A 17,701-nucleotide genomic window follows, 5' to 3' on the forward strand; every position below is an offset into this window, starting at 1 on the left:
GCCCGCCCGAGAAGTCGAGGAGAACGATGAAGGCGACACGCCTCGCGGTCACCGCCGCCGCGTCCACCCTCACGCTGCTGATCGCCGCCTGCGGCGGTACCGCCGAGAGGCCGACGGCGGCCGGCCCGGGCTACCCGGTCACCGTCACCAACTGCGGCGAGGACGTGACCTTCGACGCCGCACCGGAGCGGATCGTCCTGCTCAAGAGCGCGGCCGTGCCGTACCTGCAGGCGCTCGGCGTGATGGACCGGGTCACCGCCCGCGCCGGGCAGTACCCCAAGGAGTACTACGACGCGGAGACCCTCGCCGAACTGGACCGGATCCCGCTGCTGACCGACAGGACCGACACCAGCGGTCACCTGCAGATCTCCAAGGAAGTGGTGATCAGCCAGGAGCCCGACCTGGTGCTCGGCGAGGTCGACAACCTCTCCCGCGACACCCTCTCGGCCGTGGACATACCGCTGCTCGAAGAGCCCGCCATGTGCCCGGACAACACGGCCACGCCCAGCTTCGAGGACATCTACGCCCAACTGGAGACGTACGGCAGGGTGTTCGGCCGGCAAGCCGAGGCGACGAGCGCGGTCGACGCGCTCAGAACACGGATGACGAAGATCCAGTCGGAGGTGGGACCGTCGTCCGGACGTACCGCAGCGGTGCTCTACCCGACGATCGGCGGCGGCACCACGTACGCGTACGGCACCGCCAGCATGGCCCACCCCCAGCTGGAGGCGGCCGGCTTCCGCAACGTCTTCGGCGACACCCCGGAACGGGTCTTCGAGGTCACCGTCGAGGAGCTGCTCGGCCGTAACCCCGACGTGCTGATCCTGCTCTACGGCGACGGCGATCCCACCGCGGTCGAGCAGGGCCTGACCGGTCTTCCCGGTGCCGAGAAGCTCAACGCCGTACGCAGCGGAAACGTGATGACCCAGCTGTTCAACTTCACCGAGCCGCCGACCGCGTTGTCGATCGACGGCCTGGAGCGGATCGTGCAACGGTTCAGGGCCGCCGCATGATCCAAGCGACGAGGGTCTCCTGGCGCTACGGGTCCAACCTGGTGATCGACGGGGTCAGCGTGACCGCGCGGCCCGGCCGCGTACTCGGTCTGATCGGCCCGAACGGCAGCGGCAAGACCACGCTGCTGCGACTGCTCTACGGCGCACTGCGCAGCGGCACCGGGCAGGTCGCCGTCGACGGCGACGACCTCTCCGCCCTGCCGGCGCGGGAGGCCGCCCGCCGGCTGGCCGTGGTCGTGCAGGAGACCGGCGGCGAGACCGCCCTCACCGTGGCCGAACTGGTGCTGCTGGGCCGCGGCCCGCACCTGTCCACCTTCCAGCGCACCGGGCAGGCCGACCACGAGATCGCCGCGCATTGCCTGGCCCGGGTCGATGCCACCCAGCTGGCCTCGCGGGCGTTCGCCAGCCTCTCCGGCGGTGAACGCCAGCGGGTGCTCATCGCCCGGGCGCTGGCCCAGCAGGCCACCCACCTGCTGCTCGACGAACCCACCAACCATCTCGACATCCGCTACCAGCACGAGATCCTCCGGCTGGTACGCGACCTCGACACCTGCTCCGTCGTGGTGCTGCACGACCTGAACCTGGCCGCCCGCTACTGCGACGACCTGGTGCTGCTCGGTCAGGGCGGGGTCGCCGCCGCCGGCACCACCCACGAGGTCCTCGACCCCTACGTCCTCGAACCCGTCTACGGCATCGGCATCCAGCGCATCGAACTCGACGGCGCCATCCACCTGCTGTTCCAACCGAACGACCGGCGCACCGCCGAGAGGAGTGCCGGCATGAGCGAGCGTCAGCGAGCGAATCATCAACTCAGCGCGGTGGTGCCTCAGGACGGCACGCAGCGAAGCGGAGTGCCGGCATGAGCAAGCGTCAGCGAGCGAATCATCAACTCAGCGCGGTGGTGCCTCAGGACGGCACGCAGCGAAGCGGAGTGCCGGCATGAGCAAGCGTCAGCGAGCGAATCATCAACTCAGCGCGCAGGACCGCATCAACGCGTACTGGACCGGCCGCGCGCCCAGCTATGACGAGTACCAGCAGCGTCCCGACCGCCTCGCCGACGACCGGCGGGCCTGGTCGGAGGTCTGGGCCCAGGCCCTGCCGCCCGCGCCGCTGGACGTGCTCGACGTCGGCACCGGCACCGGGCAGGCCGCCCTGGTGCTGGCCGGACTCGGTCATCGCGTCACCGGCATCGACCTGGCCGAGGGCATGCTGGCGCAGGCCCACCGGCACGCCGCCGCGATGGCGGGCGGCCCGAGGTTCCGGCGCGGCGACGCCGTGCACCCGGACTTTCCGGCCGCCAGCTTCGACGCCGTCGTCAGCCGCTACCTGATGTGGACGCTGCGCGAACCGGCCACGGCCGTGGCGAACTGGATCCGCCTGCTGCGTCCCGGCGGCACGGTCGCGGTGGTCGACAGCACCTGGTTCCCCCACGGCCTCGACAACACCGCGGAGAACTTCGCCGACCACTACGACAGCGAGGTCCGGGCCGCGCTGCCGCTGGCCACCGCGACCTCCATCGACCAGACCGTGGCGGTGCTGGAACAGGCGGGCCTGACCAGGGTCACGGCCACGCCGCTGACCTCGATCTTCGAGCTGGACCGGCGGTTCGGTGTCGCCCCGAACCACGAGCATCAGATGCAGTACCTGGTCAGCGGCCGGGTCTGAACGTCTCCCGCGCGACGGCGGGTGTGATCGGGATCGGCGCCGGCCGGCTGAGGTCCGCCGTCGGCGGCGTCGGGCTCGGCGGCGTCGGGCTCGGCGGCGGCGTCGGGCTCGGCGGCGGCGTCGCGAAGGTGACCGGTGCGTCGAAGGCGGCCCGGCGGGCGGCCCGGCGCAGGGCGGCCAGGACGGCCGGCCCGACCAGCACGATGGCGACGGCGGTGGTGACCGCACGGCCGGTGTCCCAGCCGAAGGTGGAGGTCACGGCGGTGAACACCGCGAAGCGGTGCAGGTTCTCCAGGACCGGAGCCCCGGCCACGTAGGAGAGCTGGGTGTCCGCGCCGACGCTGAACGGCCAGAACCACAGGTTCATCAGCAGTCCGTAGGCGTAGGCGGCGACAGCGCCGTAGCCGGCCAGCACGACGATCTCGGCTCGGCCGCGCAGCCGGGCCGGCAGCAGACCGGCACCGAGGCCCACCCAGGCGGCGGCCAGCATCTGGAACGGCAGCCAGGGGCCGACGCCGGCGGTGAGCAGGGCGGAGGCGAACAGCGAGGTCGCGCCGAGCAGGAACCCGAAGCCGGGACCGAACACCCGGCCGGCGAGCACGAGCAGGAAGAACACGGTCTCGATGCCGGCGGTCCCGGCACCGAGCGGACGCAGCGCGGCGTTGACGGCGGCCAGCACGCCCAGCATCGCCAGCGCCTTGCTGTCGATGCCACCGGAGCCGAGTTCGGCCAGGACCACGGCCAGCAGCACCGGCAACACCACGATGAAGACCAGCGGCGCCTCGGTGGTGCGGGCCATCCCCTCCGGCTGGGCGGGCACCAGGAACGGCCAGGCGAAGGTCGCCAGCGCGGCGACCGAGGCGAGGACCAGGATGACGGCGGTACGCGGCGCCACCCGCAGCGCTGTCACGCGCGCTCCCCGACGCTGGTCAGCGCCGTGGTCACCTGCGCCACGGTCAGCCACGGCTGCGGCGCCAGGACCTTGGCGACCTGGGGCGCGAACGCAGGTGAGGCCAGCATGACCTCGGCGGCGGTGCCGTCGGCCACGATCTCCCCCTGGGCCATCACGATGACCCGCTCGGCGAGGCCGGCGACGAGTTCGACGTCGTGGGTGGCGACCACGACCGCCCGCCCCTCGCCGGCCAGCCGCCGGACGATCGCGGTGAACTGCCGCTTGGCCAGATAGTCCAGTCCCCGGGTCGGCTCGTCGAGCAGGACGACCGGTGGCGCGGCGGTGAGCTGGACGGCGAGCGCCAGCGCCAGCCGCTGCCCTTCCGACAGGTCGCGGGGGTGCTGGTCGGCGGGCAGGCCGGGGACCAACTGGTCGAGCAGGGCCCGGCAGGTGCCGGCCGGGGCCTCGGACTCCCGGTCGGCCTGGACGCATTCGGCGTCCACCGTCTCCAGGTAGAGCAGGTCTCCCGGGCTCTGCGGAACCAGCCCCACCTGGCGTCGGGCCCGACCGGCCGGCAACATCTTCGGATCGGTGCCGCCGTCCGGGCCGGTGACGGTGACCGTGCCGCCCTGCCGGGGGCCGCTGCCCTGAAGCGCCCAGAGCAGGCTGGACTTTCCGGAGCCGTTGCGGCCCATCAGGGCGACGATCCGGCCGGGGTGCAGGTCCACATCGACGCCGGCCACCGCGACGGTACCGGGATAGCGGACCACGATCCGGCGGGCGGTCAGCGCCGCAGCGCCGTGCGGCGACGACACGGCCGGCGGCGGTACCGCGTCGACGAGCCGCCGCCGCAGGTCCGCCGCCCGGCGGCGGGCGTCGCGTACGGACAGTGGCAGCGGTGTCCAGCCGGCGACGCGGCCCAGCTCGACCAGCGGTGGCGCGATGTCGATTCCGGCGAGTACGGCGGCCGGCTCCCCGTCTACGACGGTGCCGTCGCCGGCCAGGTACACCAGCCGGTCGGCGTACTGCACGACCCGTTCCAGGCGATGTTCGGCCACCACCACGGTGACGCCGAGGTCGTGTACCAGGCGGGTGACGGCGGCCAGCACGTCCTCGGCGGCGGTGGGATCCAGCGCGGAGGTCGGCTCGTCGAGGACGAGCACCTGGGGGTGGCTGGTGAGGACGGCGCCGATGGCGACCCGCTGCTGCTGGCCGCCGGAGAGGGTACGCAGTGGCCGGTCGCGCAGTTCGGCGATGCCGAGCAGGTCCAGGGTCTCCTCGACGCGCTTACGCATCACGGCTGCGGGCAGGGCGAGCTGCTCCATCCCGTAGGCGAGCTCCTCCTCGACGGTGTCGGTGACGAAGCCGGCGAGCGGGTCCTGACCGACGACTCCGACGACGTCCGCGAGGTCGCGTGGTGGGTGGGTGCGGGTGTCCCGGCCGTGCACGGTGACGGTGCCGTGCAGCGTGCCGCCGGTGAAGTACGGCACCAGTCCGTTGATCGCCCGCAGCAGGGTCGACTTGCCGGCGCCGGTGCGGCCGGCGACCAGGCACAGCTCCCCCTCCGCGACCCGCAGGTTCACCTCCCGCAGCGACGGCTCCCGGCTGTCGGCGTAGTGGACGGTGACCCGGTCGAACTCGATCATCGGTACGCCTCCGGCCGGATGTTGCCGCGATTCGGTGGCGGTGCCAGCCAGGCCGGCGCGACCGCGACCACGACGGCGAGCACCATCAGCGGGGTCAACTCGGGCCAGGTCAGTGGACTCACCGGCGGGTACAGGAGGACCGGGTCCACCGAGCCGGCCAGCATCGTCACGGCCGCGGTGGCCACGCCGCAGCCGGCGACGGCGAGTTCGGCGACGCGCCAGCGATCCGGCCGGTAGCGGCTGCGCCGCACCTGACGTCCGCCCGACAGCATGCCGACCACGGCAGTCGACAGCCCGATGAACAGCATCGGCAGACCCAGGTAACCGGGGACGCTGACGTCGAGCAGCCCGTAGGTGCCGACGCAGACACCGAGGAGCCCGGCGAGCACCAGCCCGCCGGTGAGGGCGCGTTGTCCGGCCGGGACCGCCGCGGTGCGGCCGTACCCACGTGAGTCCATCGCCGCGGCCAGCGCGAGGGAGCGGTCCAGGGCGTCGGCCAGCACCGGGAGGGCGACGCCACGCAGCGCCCGCAGACCGCGGCCGGTCGCGCCGCGCAACCGTCGGGCCCGCCGTACCCGCAGGACGCTCTCCACCAGTTGCGGAGCGACCGACAGCGCGACCACCACCGCCGTGCTGACCGCGTAGAGGGCTCCGGGAACCGCCTTGAGCAGCCGCCTCGGGTTGGCCAACGCGTTCGCGGCACCGAGGCAGATCAGCATCGCCGCCAACCGCAACCCGTCGTAGAACCCACCGAGGAGCTGTTCGACCGCGACCGGCCCGAACAGCCGGATGCCGGCGGCCACCGCCGGCAGTGGTATCTCCGGCAGCTGGAACAGCACGTGGTCGCCCTGACCGCCGCCGAAGACGAGCCGGAAGACGATCCGCATGGCCACGATCACCGCGCCGAGCACCAGGTACATCCGGAACGCCAGCGCCCAGGGCGCGTCGCCTCGACGGCGGACGACCACCAGCGCGGCGCCGGCGATCAGCATCGCCAGGGCGAGCGGATTCGTGGTGTGGCTGGCCGCCGTGGCCAGGCCCAGCGCCCACAGCCACCAGGCGACCGGGTGCAGGCCGCGCGGCAGGCGCGGGTACCGCGCCGAGGCGCGCCGACCGGCGGCCCACGCCTGGGTCTCCGACTCGGCGACCCGCTGGCCGGTCGCCACCCGGTCAGTCATCCGGTGCGGCGGTACGGCGACGGCGGGCCGCGACGAGCACACCGCCGGCGAGCGCCACGAGCAGGAGCAGACCGGCCAGGGTGCCCAGCGGTGGGCCCTCGGTGTCGCGGCCGGCGGTCACCTGGCTGGGGGGGACCGAATCCGTGGGGTCGGCGGGTGGTGCGGCGAGTGCCGCGGCGGTTGCCCCGGCGTCCGTCGCGCTGGGCGCCGGCGGGGTCGGGGTACCCGGACTGCCGGCCGGTGCCGAGCCGGCAGCGGTCGCCGGTGGCCCGGTCGTGCCGGCCGGTGCGGTGCCGGCGGGTACGCCGGGCGCGGCGTCTCCGCCGGGCGCGGGCGGCGCGACGACGGGCGGCGCGACCGGCGGAGGTAGCGGCGGCGAGGGACGCGGTGGCGGTGGTGCCGACGTCGGTGCGGGAGGCGGTGGCGGCGCCGGTCGGTGCGGGGCCACGGCCGGCCGGGGTGCGTTGTTGGCGGCCCGGTTCAGCGAGAAGGACCAGCCCTCGAAGCTGCCGGCCGGCGGCTTGCGGTTCGTTACGCCCTTGTCGCTGTACGCCCAGGCGCCGCCGTTGGGGGCGTGCCAGTACGACCAGTAGGCGCTGGCCGGCGGAGTGTCCACACAGTTCTCCGCGCCGGCGCCGGGTTTGCCCTCGATCCGGCAGATGAACCCCTCGCCCCAGCGCAGCGTGCCGGCGATCTGGAAGCCGGCGTTCTTCAACGCCGCCAGACCGGTGGCCTGGTCGCCCGGGGCGCACCGGATGACCGTCCCGCCGCCGAGTTCCTTGAAGTCGACCACGACGGTGACCCCGGAGGCGTCCGGGCAGTAGCCGGCGCTGCCGGCCGCCGTGGCCGGCACCGGCCCGACGAGGACACCGGCGCCGACCAGGGCGAGAACGAGGACGGTCCGGGCCCCCGCAGCGGTCATGTCGCCCGCCGGCGTCCGAGCACCAGCAGCACGGCTCCCCCACCGACCAGCAGCAGCGCGGTGAGCAGGTAGGTCACGAGCGCCGCGCCGGTGGTCGGCAGGTATCCACCGGCTGCGGGGCTGGTGGCGGGCGGGGTGGGAGTCACGGGCGGCTCGGTGGGCGTACCGCTCGCGGAGGCGCTCGGCGTGGCGCTGCCGGTGGGCGACCCGGTCGGCGCGGGTGATCCGGTCGGGGAGCTGGACACCGTGGGGGTGGCGGTCGGGGTGGGCGAAGCGGTCGGCGTGGGCGACGTGGTCGCCGACGGTGTGGGTTGGCCCGACGGCGGCGGGTCGAGGCCGATCCGACCCAGCGGCACCTGGGCCAGGCCGAGCAACGCCTGGGCGGTGGCCCGACGCCACTGGTCCCGGAAGTTGTCGGCGATGCCCTCCTGCACGGCCTCGGTGAACGCCTCGGTGTGGTAGGCGATGGCACCGGCGTCGCCGGCCGCAGCCCCGCCGGTGCTGGCCGTGAGCTGCAGGTCGGCCAGGGCCTGCGCGGCCCGCTCCGCCTCGGTGTCGCGGCCGGCGGCGGCGAGGGCCTGCCCGGCCAGGCCGGTGCTGTTGGAGTTCGCGCCGCTGGTCGGCCCGGAACCGCCGAACGAGCCGTCGGCGCGTTGCTGCGCCGCCAGCCACTCCGCGCCGCGACCGGCGGCGTCGGCCGCGCCGAGGGCGTCGGCGTCCGCGGCGGCCAGCAACGCCTGCACGGCCATGGCGGTCGAGTCGACGTCGAGCGTGGCGTCGGACTCGGCGTCGCAGGACGGCGACGGTCCGCCGGGGGCGTCCGGGTAGAGCCGGAAGCCACCGGCCGCGCACTGCTGCCGGACGAGGAAGTCGACGGTGGCCTGCGGCACGCCGCCGCTGCGGGCCAGGCCCAGCACGGTGAAGGACTGGTCGAAGGTGTTGCTCGGGTCGGGACCGGACTGCTCGGTGGTCCGGCTGGTGATTCGGCCCTGCTGGTGGCCGGTGTCCGCGCCGGCGACCAGATCCAGGGTCTCGGTGCGCAGGTCCCAGCCGCCGAAGTCGGTGGGGTCCACGCCGACGGCCGTCGCGACGAAGAGCAGCTTCGCGGTGGCTCCACCGTCGGTGAACCCCTCGATGCCCCACTGGTCGTAGCTGTTGTAGGCGCGCACGTTCGCCGCGATCCGGGTGGTCGCCTCCTGGCGGGTCGGCGCGGCCACGCCGGTGGCCGCGAGGGCGAGCACACCGTCGATGGTGAGCCCCCAGTCCTCGCCGCCGAACGGCCCGGGCAGCACGCCGTCGGCGTACTCGCCGGCGAGCCAGGTCGCGGCGTCGCGGGCGGCGGCGGTGTGGGTCGGGGAGGGTGCGGCCACCCCACCGAGGGGGGTGGCGGCGACGATGGCGAGCGCCGTGGCGGTGGCGACGCCGAGACCGGCGCCGATGCGTCGGAGAGAGGACGGGGGCATGAGGGTGCCTTTCGCAGAGCGGTCGGTGAAAGCTCCGGAAGGCACCGGTGGGACGACGTCGGCGCGTGACCGCGACCGTCGGCGTACCTCGGTTGCCCGGACTCCACCCTGTAGACCTCGACAGTGGAAGCCGCTCGTCCTGTTTGGGGCATTCCGGCTCGCGAGACAGGTCTCGCTCACGGTTGCGGGTCAGCGCCGGCTTCTACCGGCTTCCCCCCGCACAGGACGTATTCAGTTGTGGCCCGGCACGCCGGGTGTCGACACCGTACCGCCCGGTCACCTCACGGCGCCAGCGAGACGGTCGACACCCGGCATGCTCAACGGCTCGCGCAGCGTACCGGCAGGTCAGGGCGCGGTGATACCGGGTGCGGCACCGGAGCCGAAGGACCAGCCCTCGACCGTGCCCGGCGCCGGGTTGTAGCTGCCCGCACCCAGGGTGCTGTAACTCCAGGCGGCACCGCTGCCGGACGCGTGCCAGTACGACCAGTAGGCGCTGGCCGGCGGGGTGTTGATGCACGGGTCCGATGCGGCGGTCGGCTGCCCGTTGATCCGGCAGACGAAGGCAAGCCCCCACCGTTGGGTGCCGGTCACCGTGAAGCCGGCACCCTGCAGGGCGGCCAGACCGGTGGCCGGGTCGCCGAGAGCGCAGGCCACCTGCACTCCACCGCCGAGCGGGCCGTAGTCGACCACCACCGTCACGCCGGACGTGCCGGTGCAGGCAGCGGCCTGGGCGGCCCGTGGGGACGGTTCGACAACGATCAGGCCAGCCGCGACGACGGCCACGGCCAGCAGGCCGGCGAACCACCTTCGGACGGAGATCTGAGCACGGGACATGGGCACTCCTTCGGGGTGGGACGGGATTCCGGTTTGGTCAGGATGGTTCGGCTGATCAGGGGCAGCCGGGTACCGGAGCCGTCGGCGTCGCCCCGACCGAGGACAGCTCGGCGTACCCGAGGCCGGTCAGGCCGAGCACGGCCTGCGCGGTGGCCCGGGGGGCGGTGGCCGGGTCGAACGCCCCGCCGTCGAAGTCGACCGCGCCCCGGTCGGCTGCCGACCCACCGCAGCCGACCTGCAGGCCGCCGAGGAAGACCCGGGCCCGCGCCCAGGCCAACGGCCGGCCACCGGCGCGCAGCGCCTGTGCGGCGAGTCCGGTGCTGTTCGCGTTCGCCACCCCGTCCGGGCTGGCGAAGCCGCCGTCGGCCCGCTGCACGGAGACCAGCCAGCGCAGGCCGGCGGCGGCGGCGCCCGCCCGGCCGGCGGCCCGCAGCGCCTGCACCACCACGGCCGTGGCGTCCACATCGGAGACGCAGACCGGCTGGGCCGGCAGCAGCGGGTAACCGCCGTCGGGGCACCGCGTGCCGGCCAGCCATCCGGCGGCACCCGCCGGTACGCCCTGCGCGGTCCGGTCCAGCGCGAGGATCGCGAAGGACTGGCTGAACGCGTTGCTGTAGTCGCCCCAGGCGGACCGGTCGGTGAACCGGCCGTCGGGCGACTGGAGGGAACGCAGCCGGCTGATCAGGTCGACGCCGCCGACGTCGGCGGGGTCGCCGCCGCGCACCGCGACGGCGAGGGCGAGCTTGGCGGTCGCGCCCGCGTACGCCTCGGTGGTGCCGTCGCCGACGTAGCCGTCCCGGACGTCCGGCCGGGTGACCCAGGCCAGCGCCGACGCACCGAAGTCGTCGGCGACTCCGGCGGCGGCGAAGGCGAGCACCGCGTCGAGGGTCAGCCCCTGGTCGGGGTAGGCGACGCCGTCGAAGACCGTTTCGAAGCGTTCGCCGTCGACGAGTTGACGGGCCAGCCAGCCGGCGGCCGCGTCCGGGCGCACGGAACCCGCGTGGGCGGGTGCGGCGATCGCGGGGGTGGTCAGGGTGAGTGCGGCGAGTACGCCGCAGAGCAGGGCGAGCAGGCGGTGCCGGCTCAGGCGGACGACCATCGGAAGCGCCTTTCCGGCCCGGCGGTCGTCAGAACCCTTCCGGGGCACCCAGCGCGGGCGTCACCGGTCGGCCTCCGACCCGTGGGCCACGACGGGTGAGGAGCGGAAATCGCGGGTACGGCAGGTATTCGGGCTCGCCACCGGGTGTTTCCCCGGCGGCCCACCGTTGCGGGCCAGCGCCGGACTTCGACCGGACTTCCCCCGCACGTACGCGCGCCTGTTCAGTTGTCGCGCCAGTCTGTCCGCCACGCGGGCGACTGTCAATCCGTTGTCGGGCACACACGCGGCGTGACCCGCCGGTGTCCGGGTGGGCCCTGTTCAGGCCCACCCGGGCACGTACGTCAGCCGCCCCGGACCTGCGCGGCGGCGGCGAGGAGGTTGGTCAACGACGCCTCCACCTCGGCATAGCCGCGGGTCTTGAGGCCGCAGTCAGGGTTGACCCAGAGCCGCTCGGCGGGCACCGCCGCCACGGCCCGCCGCAGCGCGTCGACGACCTCGGCCTGCGGTGGCACCCGGGGCGAGTGGATGTCCCAGACGCCGGGCCCGACGCCCCGGCGGTAGCCGATCCCGGCCAGGTCGTCGAGCACCTCCATCTTCGACCGGGACGCCTCGATGCTCGTCACGTCGGCGTCGAGGGCGTCGATGGCGGTGATCACCTCGCCGAACTCGGAGTAGCACAGGTGGGTGTGGATCTGGGTGTCGTCGGCGACGCCGCTGGTGGCCAGCCGGAACGCGCCGACGGACCAGTCCAGGTAGGCCTTGCGGTCGGCCCGACGCAGCGGCAGCGTCTCCCGCAGAGCCGGCTCGTCGACCTGGATGACCCGGATGCCCGCCGCCTCCAGGTCGTGGCACTCGTCGCGCAGCGCCAGGGCGACCTGGTCGGCGGTGTCGGCGAGCGGCTGGTCGACCCGCACGAACGACCACGCCAGGATCGTCACGGGACCGGTGAGCATGCCCTTGACCGGCCGGTCCGTCAACGACTGGGCGAAGGTGGACCACCCGACGGTCATCGGTGACCGGCGCGCCACATCCCCGAAGATGATCGGCGGGCGTACGCAGCGGGAACCGTAGGACTGCACCCAGCCCTGCTCGGTGGCGGCGAACCCGTCGAGCTGCTCACCGAAGTACTGGACCATGTCGTTGCGTTCCGGCTCGCCGTGCACGAGCACGTCCAGGCCCAGCCGCTCCTGCAGCCGGATCACCTGCTCGACCTCGGCGCGCATCCGCTCGGTGTAGCCGGCGTCGTCGAGCCGGCCGGCCCGACGCTCGGCGCGGGCCCGGCGAAGCTCGGCGGTCTGCGGGAACGAGCCGATGGTCGTCGTCGGCAGCGGCGGCAGCTTCAGCCGGGCCTGCTGGGCCGCGGCCCGATCCGGATAGGCCCCGCGCTGCCGGTCGGTCGGCCGCAGCGCGGCGAGCCGGCCGCGTACGGTGTCGTCCCGCCAACCACCCGGGGCCGGCGGCAGCGGCTCCGGCAGACGCGTGGTGCCGTTACGCAGGGCTTCGCTGAGCAACACCACCTCGTCGACCTTCTGGCGGGCGAAGGCGAGCCGGCGACGCAGCTCCGGTTCGAGGGCGCGCTCGGCGGCCAGGTCGACCGGCACGTGCAGCAGCGAACAGGAGGTGGACACGGCGACGTGGTCGGCGAGCCCGGTCACGGCGGCACCCCGGGCGATCGCGGCACGCAGGTCGGTACGCCACACGTTGCGCCCGTCGACCAGCCCGGCGACGATCGTCTTGCCCTGCAACGGCCCCGCGCCGGCGAGGCGCGCGAGGTTGCCGGGCCCGGCCACCAGGTCCAGCCCGAGGGCGTCGATCGGGGTGCCGAGCAGCGCGGGCAGCGCGTCGCCGAGCTCTCCGAAGTAGCTGGCGACGAAGATCCTGGGCCGCCGCGGCACGGCGCAGAGCCGGTCGTACGCCTCCCGCAGCGCGGCGATCTCGGCCGGAGTACGGTCGGCGACGTAGGCCGGCTCGTCCAGCTGCACCCACGCCACGCCGGCATCGGCGAGTGCCCGCAGGATCTGGGCGTACACCTCCACCAGGTCGCCGAGCCGGTCGAACGGCGCTGCCCCCGGCTGCGCGGACTTGGCCAGCAGCAGCAACGTCGCCGGACCGACCAGCACCGGCCGGGTCTCGACGCCCGCCTCGCGCGCCTCGGCGTACTCGCGTACCGCCTTCGCGGGGTTGGCCGCGAAGGCGGTGTCCGGGCCGATCTCCGGAACCAGGTAGTGGTAGTTCGTGTCGAACCACTTCGTCAGCTCCAGCGCCGGTTCGCTCGCCACGCCGCGCGCCATCGCGAAGTAGGTGTCCAGCTCGGAGAGGCCGAGCCGGGCGAAGCGCGGCGGGATCGCCCCGACGGCGACGGCGGTGTCGAGCACGTGGTCGTAGTAGGAGAACGTGTTCGACGGCAACGCGTCCAGGCGTGCGTCGCGCAGCGTCCGCCACACCTCGGCGCGCAGCCTGGCCGCAATGTCGTCCAACGCCGCGGCGTCGATCTCGCCGGCCCAGTAGGCCTCCACGGCCCTCTTCAGTTCACGGTTGCCACCGATGCGCGGATAGCCGAGCACGGTGCTCTGACCGAATGCGGTACTCAACAGGTCCCCTCCCTCGAAGTCGCCGAGGACTCGCGCGAGGGCGGAGGGAAGGAAGCACCCGTGAGGTGCCGGCTTCCGCCCTGACCCTCCCGAGAGGCCGTCGGCGGCGCACACCGACCGGTGTACGCGGCGCGGGCAGGTCTTCGGACTCGTGGGCGTGACCTGTCCGGTCGCCTACTGGCCGTCGCTTCCCGGGCACAGCGGCCCAGTGCTCGTTGACGGCGGTCGTTCCCACTCACCGCTGCGGGGCAGTCCCGGACTCACACCGGGTTCCCTCTTACGACGTCCCACCCGTCACGGCTGGGACGAACCAACACCGTCCACCACCCTACCCGCCCCCACCCTCTCCCCTCCCCTCCCGCCCTCCCCACCCATCCCCGTCGATCTAGGGATTATCGTCGCTGCTGGAGATCGACTAGCGACGATTGTCCCTAGATCGACGGGGAGTGGGACTGCTCAGAAGTCGTCGTCGAACGAGACGCTGCCGCTGACACCGACCTGGTACGCCGACACCCGCCGTTCGAAGAAGTTGGACAGCTCCTGCACGTCCTGCAACTCCATGAAGGCGAACGGGTTCTTCGAACCGTACAGCGGTGCGATGTCCAGCTGCGCCAACCGGCGATCGGCCACGTGCTGGAGATACTCGCGCATGTCCGTCAGGGAGAGACCCGAGACACCCTGTTCGAGCAGGTCCTCGGCGAACTGCACCTCGCACTCGACGGCCTCGGCGAGCATGTCGCGCACCTGACCGGCCACCTCGTCGTCGAAGAGGTCGGGCTCCTCCCGGCGGACCGTGTCGACCACGTCGAAGGCGAAGGCCATGTGCATCGACTCGTCGCGGAACACCCAGTTGGTGCCGGAGGCCAGACCGTGCAGCAGCCCCCGGGACCGCAGGAAGTAGACGTAGGCGAACGCGCCGTAGAAGAACAACCCCTCGATGCAGGCGGCGAAGCAGATCAGGTTCAGCAGGAACGCCCGCCGGTCGGCCCGGGTACGCAGCTCGCGCAGCTCGTAGATCGAGTCGATCCAGCGGAAGCAGAACTCGGCCTTGCGGCGGATCGACGGGATGTTCTCCACCGCGGCGAACGCCTCGTACCGTTCCTGCTCGTCGGGCACGTAGGTGTCCAACAGGTTGAGGTAGAACTGGACGTGCACCGCCTCCTCGAACAGCTGCCGGGACAGGTAGAGCCGGCCCTCCGGGCTGTTGACGTGCTGGTAGAGGTTGAGCACCAGGTTGTTGGCGACGATGGTGTCACCGGTGGCGAAGAACGCCACCAGCCGGCCGACCAGATGCCGTTCCGCGGGCGACAGACGGGACAGGTCGGCCAGGTCGGAGTGCAGGTCGACCTCCTCGACGGTCCAGGTGTTCTTGATCGCGTCGCGGAAGCGGTCGAAGAAGTGGGGATAGCGCATCGGCCGCAGGGTCAGGTCCATGCCGGGGTCGAGCAGCATCTGCCGCTCACGCGGGCCAGTGGCGCTGGGGCGGGATCCGGGAACAGTGGTCACTGGCATGCCTCGCAGCTTTCGGGGTTCTCCACGGAGCAGGCCAACGCCTCGTCGTCGCTGACCGCGACGATCGGCTGGACCGCCGGGGTGAGGGCGACGGTGGCCTGCTGGATGCGGGTCGCGGGACGCGAGCGCAGGTAGTAGGTGGTCTTCAGCCCGGACTTCCAGGCGTACAGGTACATCGAGGAGAGCTTGCCGATGGTCGGCGCGCTGATGAACAGGTTCAGCGACTGCGACTGGTCGATGAACGGCGCGCGGGCGGCGGCCAGGTCCACCAGGGCCCGCTGCGGCAGCTCCCACGCGGTACGGAACAGCTCCCGCACCTCCGCCGGCAACTCGGCGACGCCCTGCACCGACCCCTCGGCCCGCTTGATCTGCTCGCGGATCGCTGCCGTCCACAGCCCGCGCGCCTTCAGCTCACCCACCAGGTAGGTGTTGACCTGGAGGAACTCCCCGGACATCGTCTCCCGCTTGAACAGGTTCGACACCTGCGGCTCGATGCACTCGTAGCAGCCGGCTATCGAGGCGATGGTGGCGGTCGGGGCGATCGCCACCAGTAGCGAGTTCCGCAGGCCGTGGGCGGCGATCGCCTCGCGCAGCGCGGCCCACCGCTGCGCCTGGGTCAGCTCCGCACCCCAGAGGTCCGGATGCAACTGACCGTTCGCGGCCCGCGTCTGCGCGTACGCGGGATGCGGGCCGAACCGCTCGGCGAGACCGGCCGAGGTCTCCAGCGCGGTCAGGAAGATCTCCTCCTGCACCCGGGTCGACAGCTCCCGCGCCGGCGCCGAGTCGAACGGCAGACGCAGGGTGAACAGCGCGTCCTGCAGGCCCATCAGCCCGAGCCCCACCGGGCGCCAGCGCGGGTTCGACGCCGCCGCCTGTTCGGCCGGGTAGTAGTTGATGTCGATCACCCGGTCGAGGAACACCACCGCGGTGCGTACGGTCGCGCGCAGCCGGTCCCAGTCGACGCCGTCCGCGCTCACGTGCGCACCCAGGTTGATCGACCCCAGGTTGCACACGGCGGTCTCGGTGTCGCTGTTGACCTCGAGGATCTCGGTGCACAGGTTGGAGAGGTGGATCGTGTTGCCGGGCGCGCCGGTCTGGTTGGAGAGCCGGTTCGAGGCGTCCTTGAAGGTCATCCAGCCGTTGCCGGTCTGGGCGAGGGTACGCATCATCCGCCCGTACAGGTCGCGGGCCTTGACCGTCCGGACGGCCTTCTTCTCCGCCGCCCGGTACGCCTGGTCGAAGGCGTCGCCGAACAGGTCGGGCAGTTCGGGCGCGTCGGACGGGTCGATCAGCGACCAGTCACCGTCCGCCTCGACCCGCCGCATGAACTCGTCCGGGATCCAGTTGGCCAGGTTGAGGTTGTGCGTACGCCGGGACTCCTCGCCGGTGTTGTCGCGCAGCTCCAGGAACTCCTCGATGTCCGGATGCCAGGGTTCGAGGTAGACACAGGCCGCGCCCTTGCGCCGGCCGCCCTGGTTGACCGCCGCCACGCCCGCGTCGAGCGTCTTGAGGAACGGCACGATACCGTTCGACCTGCCGTTGGTCCCCCTGATCAGCGCGCCGCGACCCCGCACCCGCGCCCAGGAGATGCCGATGCCGCCGGAGAACTTCGACAGCTTCGCCACCTGGTGGTAACGCTCGTAGATCGAGTCGAGTTCGTCGCGTGGCGAGTCGACCAGGAAGCACGACGACATCTGGGTGTGCCGGGTACCCGAGTTGAACAGCGTCGGTGAGCTCGGCAGATAGGCCAGGCTGGACATCAGCCGGTAGAACCCGATCGCCTCGCCCGGCGTCTGCGACAGCCCGCAGGCGACCCGCAGCAGCCAGTACTGCGGCGTCTCCACCACCAGGCGGGTCTCCGGATGCCGCAGCAGGTACCGATCCGCGACCGTCCGCAGGCCGAAGTACTCGAACCGCAGGTCACCGTCCAGGTCGACCGCGTCGTCCAGCTTGCGCGCGTGACGGGCCACGAACGCCGCGGTGTCGTCCCCGATCAGCCCCAGACCGTGCGCGTACCGGATCGACTGGCTGAAGCTCGCCACCTGCTGCCCACGTACCTCCTTGTCCACGTACGCGACCAGCAGCCGGGCGGCCAGCTTCGAGTACTGCGGCTCCTCGCCGATCAACTCGGCGGCCGTCTGGATGGAGAGCTTGTCCAGCTCAGCGGTGGTGGCGCCGTCGTACAGGCCGCTGATGGTCTTGGTGGCCACCCGGAGCGGGTCCACCTCGTCGAGGTCGGCCACCCACCGCTCCACCGCACGGACGATCTTGTTGACGTCCACCGGCTCGGTGGCGCCGCTGCGTTTGCGGACCTGCATCGCGTGTCGGCGCTGCTCCGACACACCTGGGCCGGACGCCGCCATCTGCTGCACGACCGTCACGTCTCTCTCCTCGCGCCGTCTGGTGAGGGCCTCGGACGCGCAGGAGAACGCCACCGGGTCCACGTCTGACGGCGCGTACCCGGTTGATGGCGTCGGCCGTCCCGCGCAGCCTGCGGCCGCCGCCCGCGAGCGCGGGCGGCGAGCTGGCAGGTCTTCGGACTCGTGGGCGTGCTCGCGCGTTCCTACTGGCCGTCGCTTCCCAGGCCGGGGCCCAGTGCTGTGTGACGGCGGTCGTTCCCACTCACCGCTGCGGGGCAGTTCCGGTCTCGCACCGGATTCCCTCTTGCCTCGGCCGCCCTGGATGGACGCCCGAACCAGCTACGGGTGACACCATATATGGGCCACCCGATAGCGCAAGGCCCCAGATGCTGTGCCGGCGTGTCCGTGCAATCGACATCACATCCGTACCTCGGCACGGGCTGGCGGCGGTGCGGCCGAACGGGGATGATCGAACGACACCGCCACCACACCCCGGATCGTTGGATCGGGGTGGAGAAGAGGTCGA

General features: G+C 72.7%; 13 protein-coding genes and 4 riboswitches. Of the genes, 3 read left to right on the forward strand and 10 right to left on the reverse strand.

What is annotated here, in order from left to right; all coding sequences use genetic code 11:
• Positions 1-26: 26 nt before the first annotated feature.
• The 3 genes from BMY89_RS07115 to BMY89_RS07125 all read left to right on the forward strand — a co-directional run bounded on the left by BMY89_RS07115 (position 27) and on the right by BMY89_RS07125 (position 2,678).
• A complete protein-coding gene (locus BMY89_RS07115; protein ID WP_092376791.1) occupies positions 27-1,013 on the forward strand; it encodes an ABC transporter substrate-binding protein in 987 nt (328 codons plus the stop codon).
• A complete protein-coding gene (locus BMY89_RS07120; protein ID WP_092376794.1) occupies positions 1,010-1,876 on the forward strand; it encodes an ABC transporter ATP-binding protein in 867 nt (288 codons plus the stop codon). Before BMY89_RS07115 ends, BMY89_RS07120 begins: the two co-directional genes overlap by 4 nt.
• A gap of 76 nt (positions 1,877-1,952) precedes the next feature.
• On the forward strand, positions 1,953-2,678 hold the full coding sequence (locus BMY89_RS07125) for a class I SAM-dependent methyltransferase (protein ID WP_092376796.1): 726 nt from the start codon (positions 1,953-1,955) through the stop codon (positions 2,676-2,678).
• Here the strand turns inward: BMY89_RS07125 and BMY89_RS07130 are convergent.
• From BMY89_RS07130 to BMY89_RS07175, 10 genes are all read right to left on the reverse strand, one after another.
• The gene (locus tag BMY89_RS07130) at positions 2,662-3,588 is read right to left on the reverse strand and encodes an ECF transporter S component family protein (RefSeq protein WP_232521102.1); all 927 of its coding nucleotides are present in this window, start codon (positions 3,586-3,588) and stop codon (positions 2,662-2,664) included. The genes BMY89_RS07125 and BMY89_RS07130 overlap by 17 nt on opposite strands.
• The gene (locus tag BMY89_RS07135; RefSeq protein WP_092376799.1) at positions 3,585-5,216 is read right to left on the reverse strand and encodes an ABC transporter ATP-binding protein; all 1,632 of its coding nucleotides are present in this window, start codon (positions 5,214-5,216) and stop codon (positions 3,585-3,587) included. The genes BMY89_RS07130 and BMY89_RS07135 overlap by 4 nt, the downstream gene beginning before the upstream one ends.
• The gene (locus BMY89_RS07140) at positions 5,213-6,394 is read right to left on the reverse strand and encodes a CbiQ family ECF transporter T component (RefSeq protein ID WP_092377522.1); all 1,182 of its coding nucleotides are present in this window, start codon (positions 6,392-6,394) and stop codon (positions 5,213-5,215) included. Before BMY89_RS07140 ends, BMY89_RS07135 begins: the two co-directional genes overlap by 4 nt.
• Positions 6,387-7,316, reverse strand: a complete 930-nt coding sequence (locus BMY89_RS07145) for a hypothetical protein (protein ID WP_092376802.1) — start codon at positions 7,314-7,316, stop codon at positions 6,387-6,389. Before BMY89_RS07145 ends, BMY89_RS07140 begins: the two co-directional genes overlap by 8 nt.
• Positions 7,313-8,779 (reverse strand): prenyltransferase/squalene oxidase repeat-containing protein, encoded by a 1,467-nt coding sequence (locus BMY89_RS07150; RefSeq protein ID WP_092376804.1) that lies wholly within the window; start codon positions 8,777-8,779, stop codon positions 7,313-7,315. The genes BMY89_RS07145 and BMY89_RS07150 overlap by 4 nt, the downstream gene beginning before the upstream one ends.
• Positions 8,780-8,926: 147 nt before the next feature.
• Positions 8,927-9,040: riboswitch (cobalamin riboswitch) on the reverse strand.
• A gap of 84 nt (positions 9,041-9,124) precedes the next feature.
• Positions 9,125-9,619: a hypothetical protein gene (locus tag BMY89_RS07155; RefSeq protein ID WP_372433328.1), complete on the reverse strand. Its 495-nt coding sequence runs from the start codon at positions 9,617-9,619 to the stop codon at positions 9,125-9,127.
• A 49-nt stretch (positions 9,620-9,668) separates the two neighbouring features.
• Entirely contained in the window at positions 9,669-10,712 is a 1,044-nt protein-coding gene (locus BMY89_RS07160; RefSeq protein WP_092376810.1) for a prenyltransferase/squalene oxidase repeat-containing protein, read from the reverse strand.
• 102 nt (positions 10,713-10,814) lie between these two features.
• Positions 10,815-10,937: riboswitch (cobalamin riboswitch) on the reverse strand.
• A gap of 116 nt (positions 10,938-11,053) precedes the next feature.
• Positions 11,054-13,303, reverse strand: coding sequence for a 5-methyltetrahydropteroyltriglutamate--homocysteine S-methyltransferase (gene metE, locus BMY89_RS07165; RefSeq protein ID WP_092376813.1), 2,250 nt, complete (start codon positions 13,301-13,303; stop codon positions 11,054-11,056).
• Positions 13,304-13,420: 117 nt separating this feature from the next.
• A riboswitch (cobalamin riboswitch) is annotated at positions 13,421-13,633 on the reverse strand.
• Positions 13,634-13,759: 126 nt separating this feature from the next.
• A complete protein-coding gene (locus BMY89_RS07170) occupies positions 13,760-14,815 on the reverse strand; it encodes a ribonucleotide-diphosphate reductase subunit beta (RefSeq protein WP_175510318.1) in 1,056 nt (351 codons plus the stop codon).
• Complete coding sequence (locus tag BMY89_RS07175; RefSeq protein ID WP_175510326.1) at positions 14,806-17,178, reverse strand: ribonucleoside-diphosphate reductase subunit alpha; 2,373 nt, start codon at positions 17,176-17,178, stop codon at positions 14,806-14,808. The genes BMY89_RS07170 and BMY89_RS07175 overlap by 10 nt, the downstream gene beginning before the upstream one ends.
• A 146-nt stretch (positions 17,179-17,324) precedes the next feature.
• Positions 17,325-17,530: riboswitch (cobalamin riboswitch) on the reverse strand.
• Positions 17,531-17,701 lie beyond the last annotated feature (171 nt).

Origin of the sequence: Micromonospora phaseoli, assembly GCF_900109115.1 — a bacterium.
Lineage (GTDB): Bacteria > Actinomycetota > Actinomycetes > Mycobacteriales > Micromonosporaceae > Micromonospora > Micromonospora phaseoli.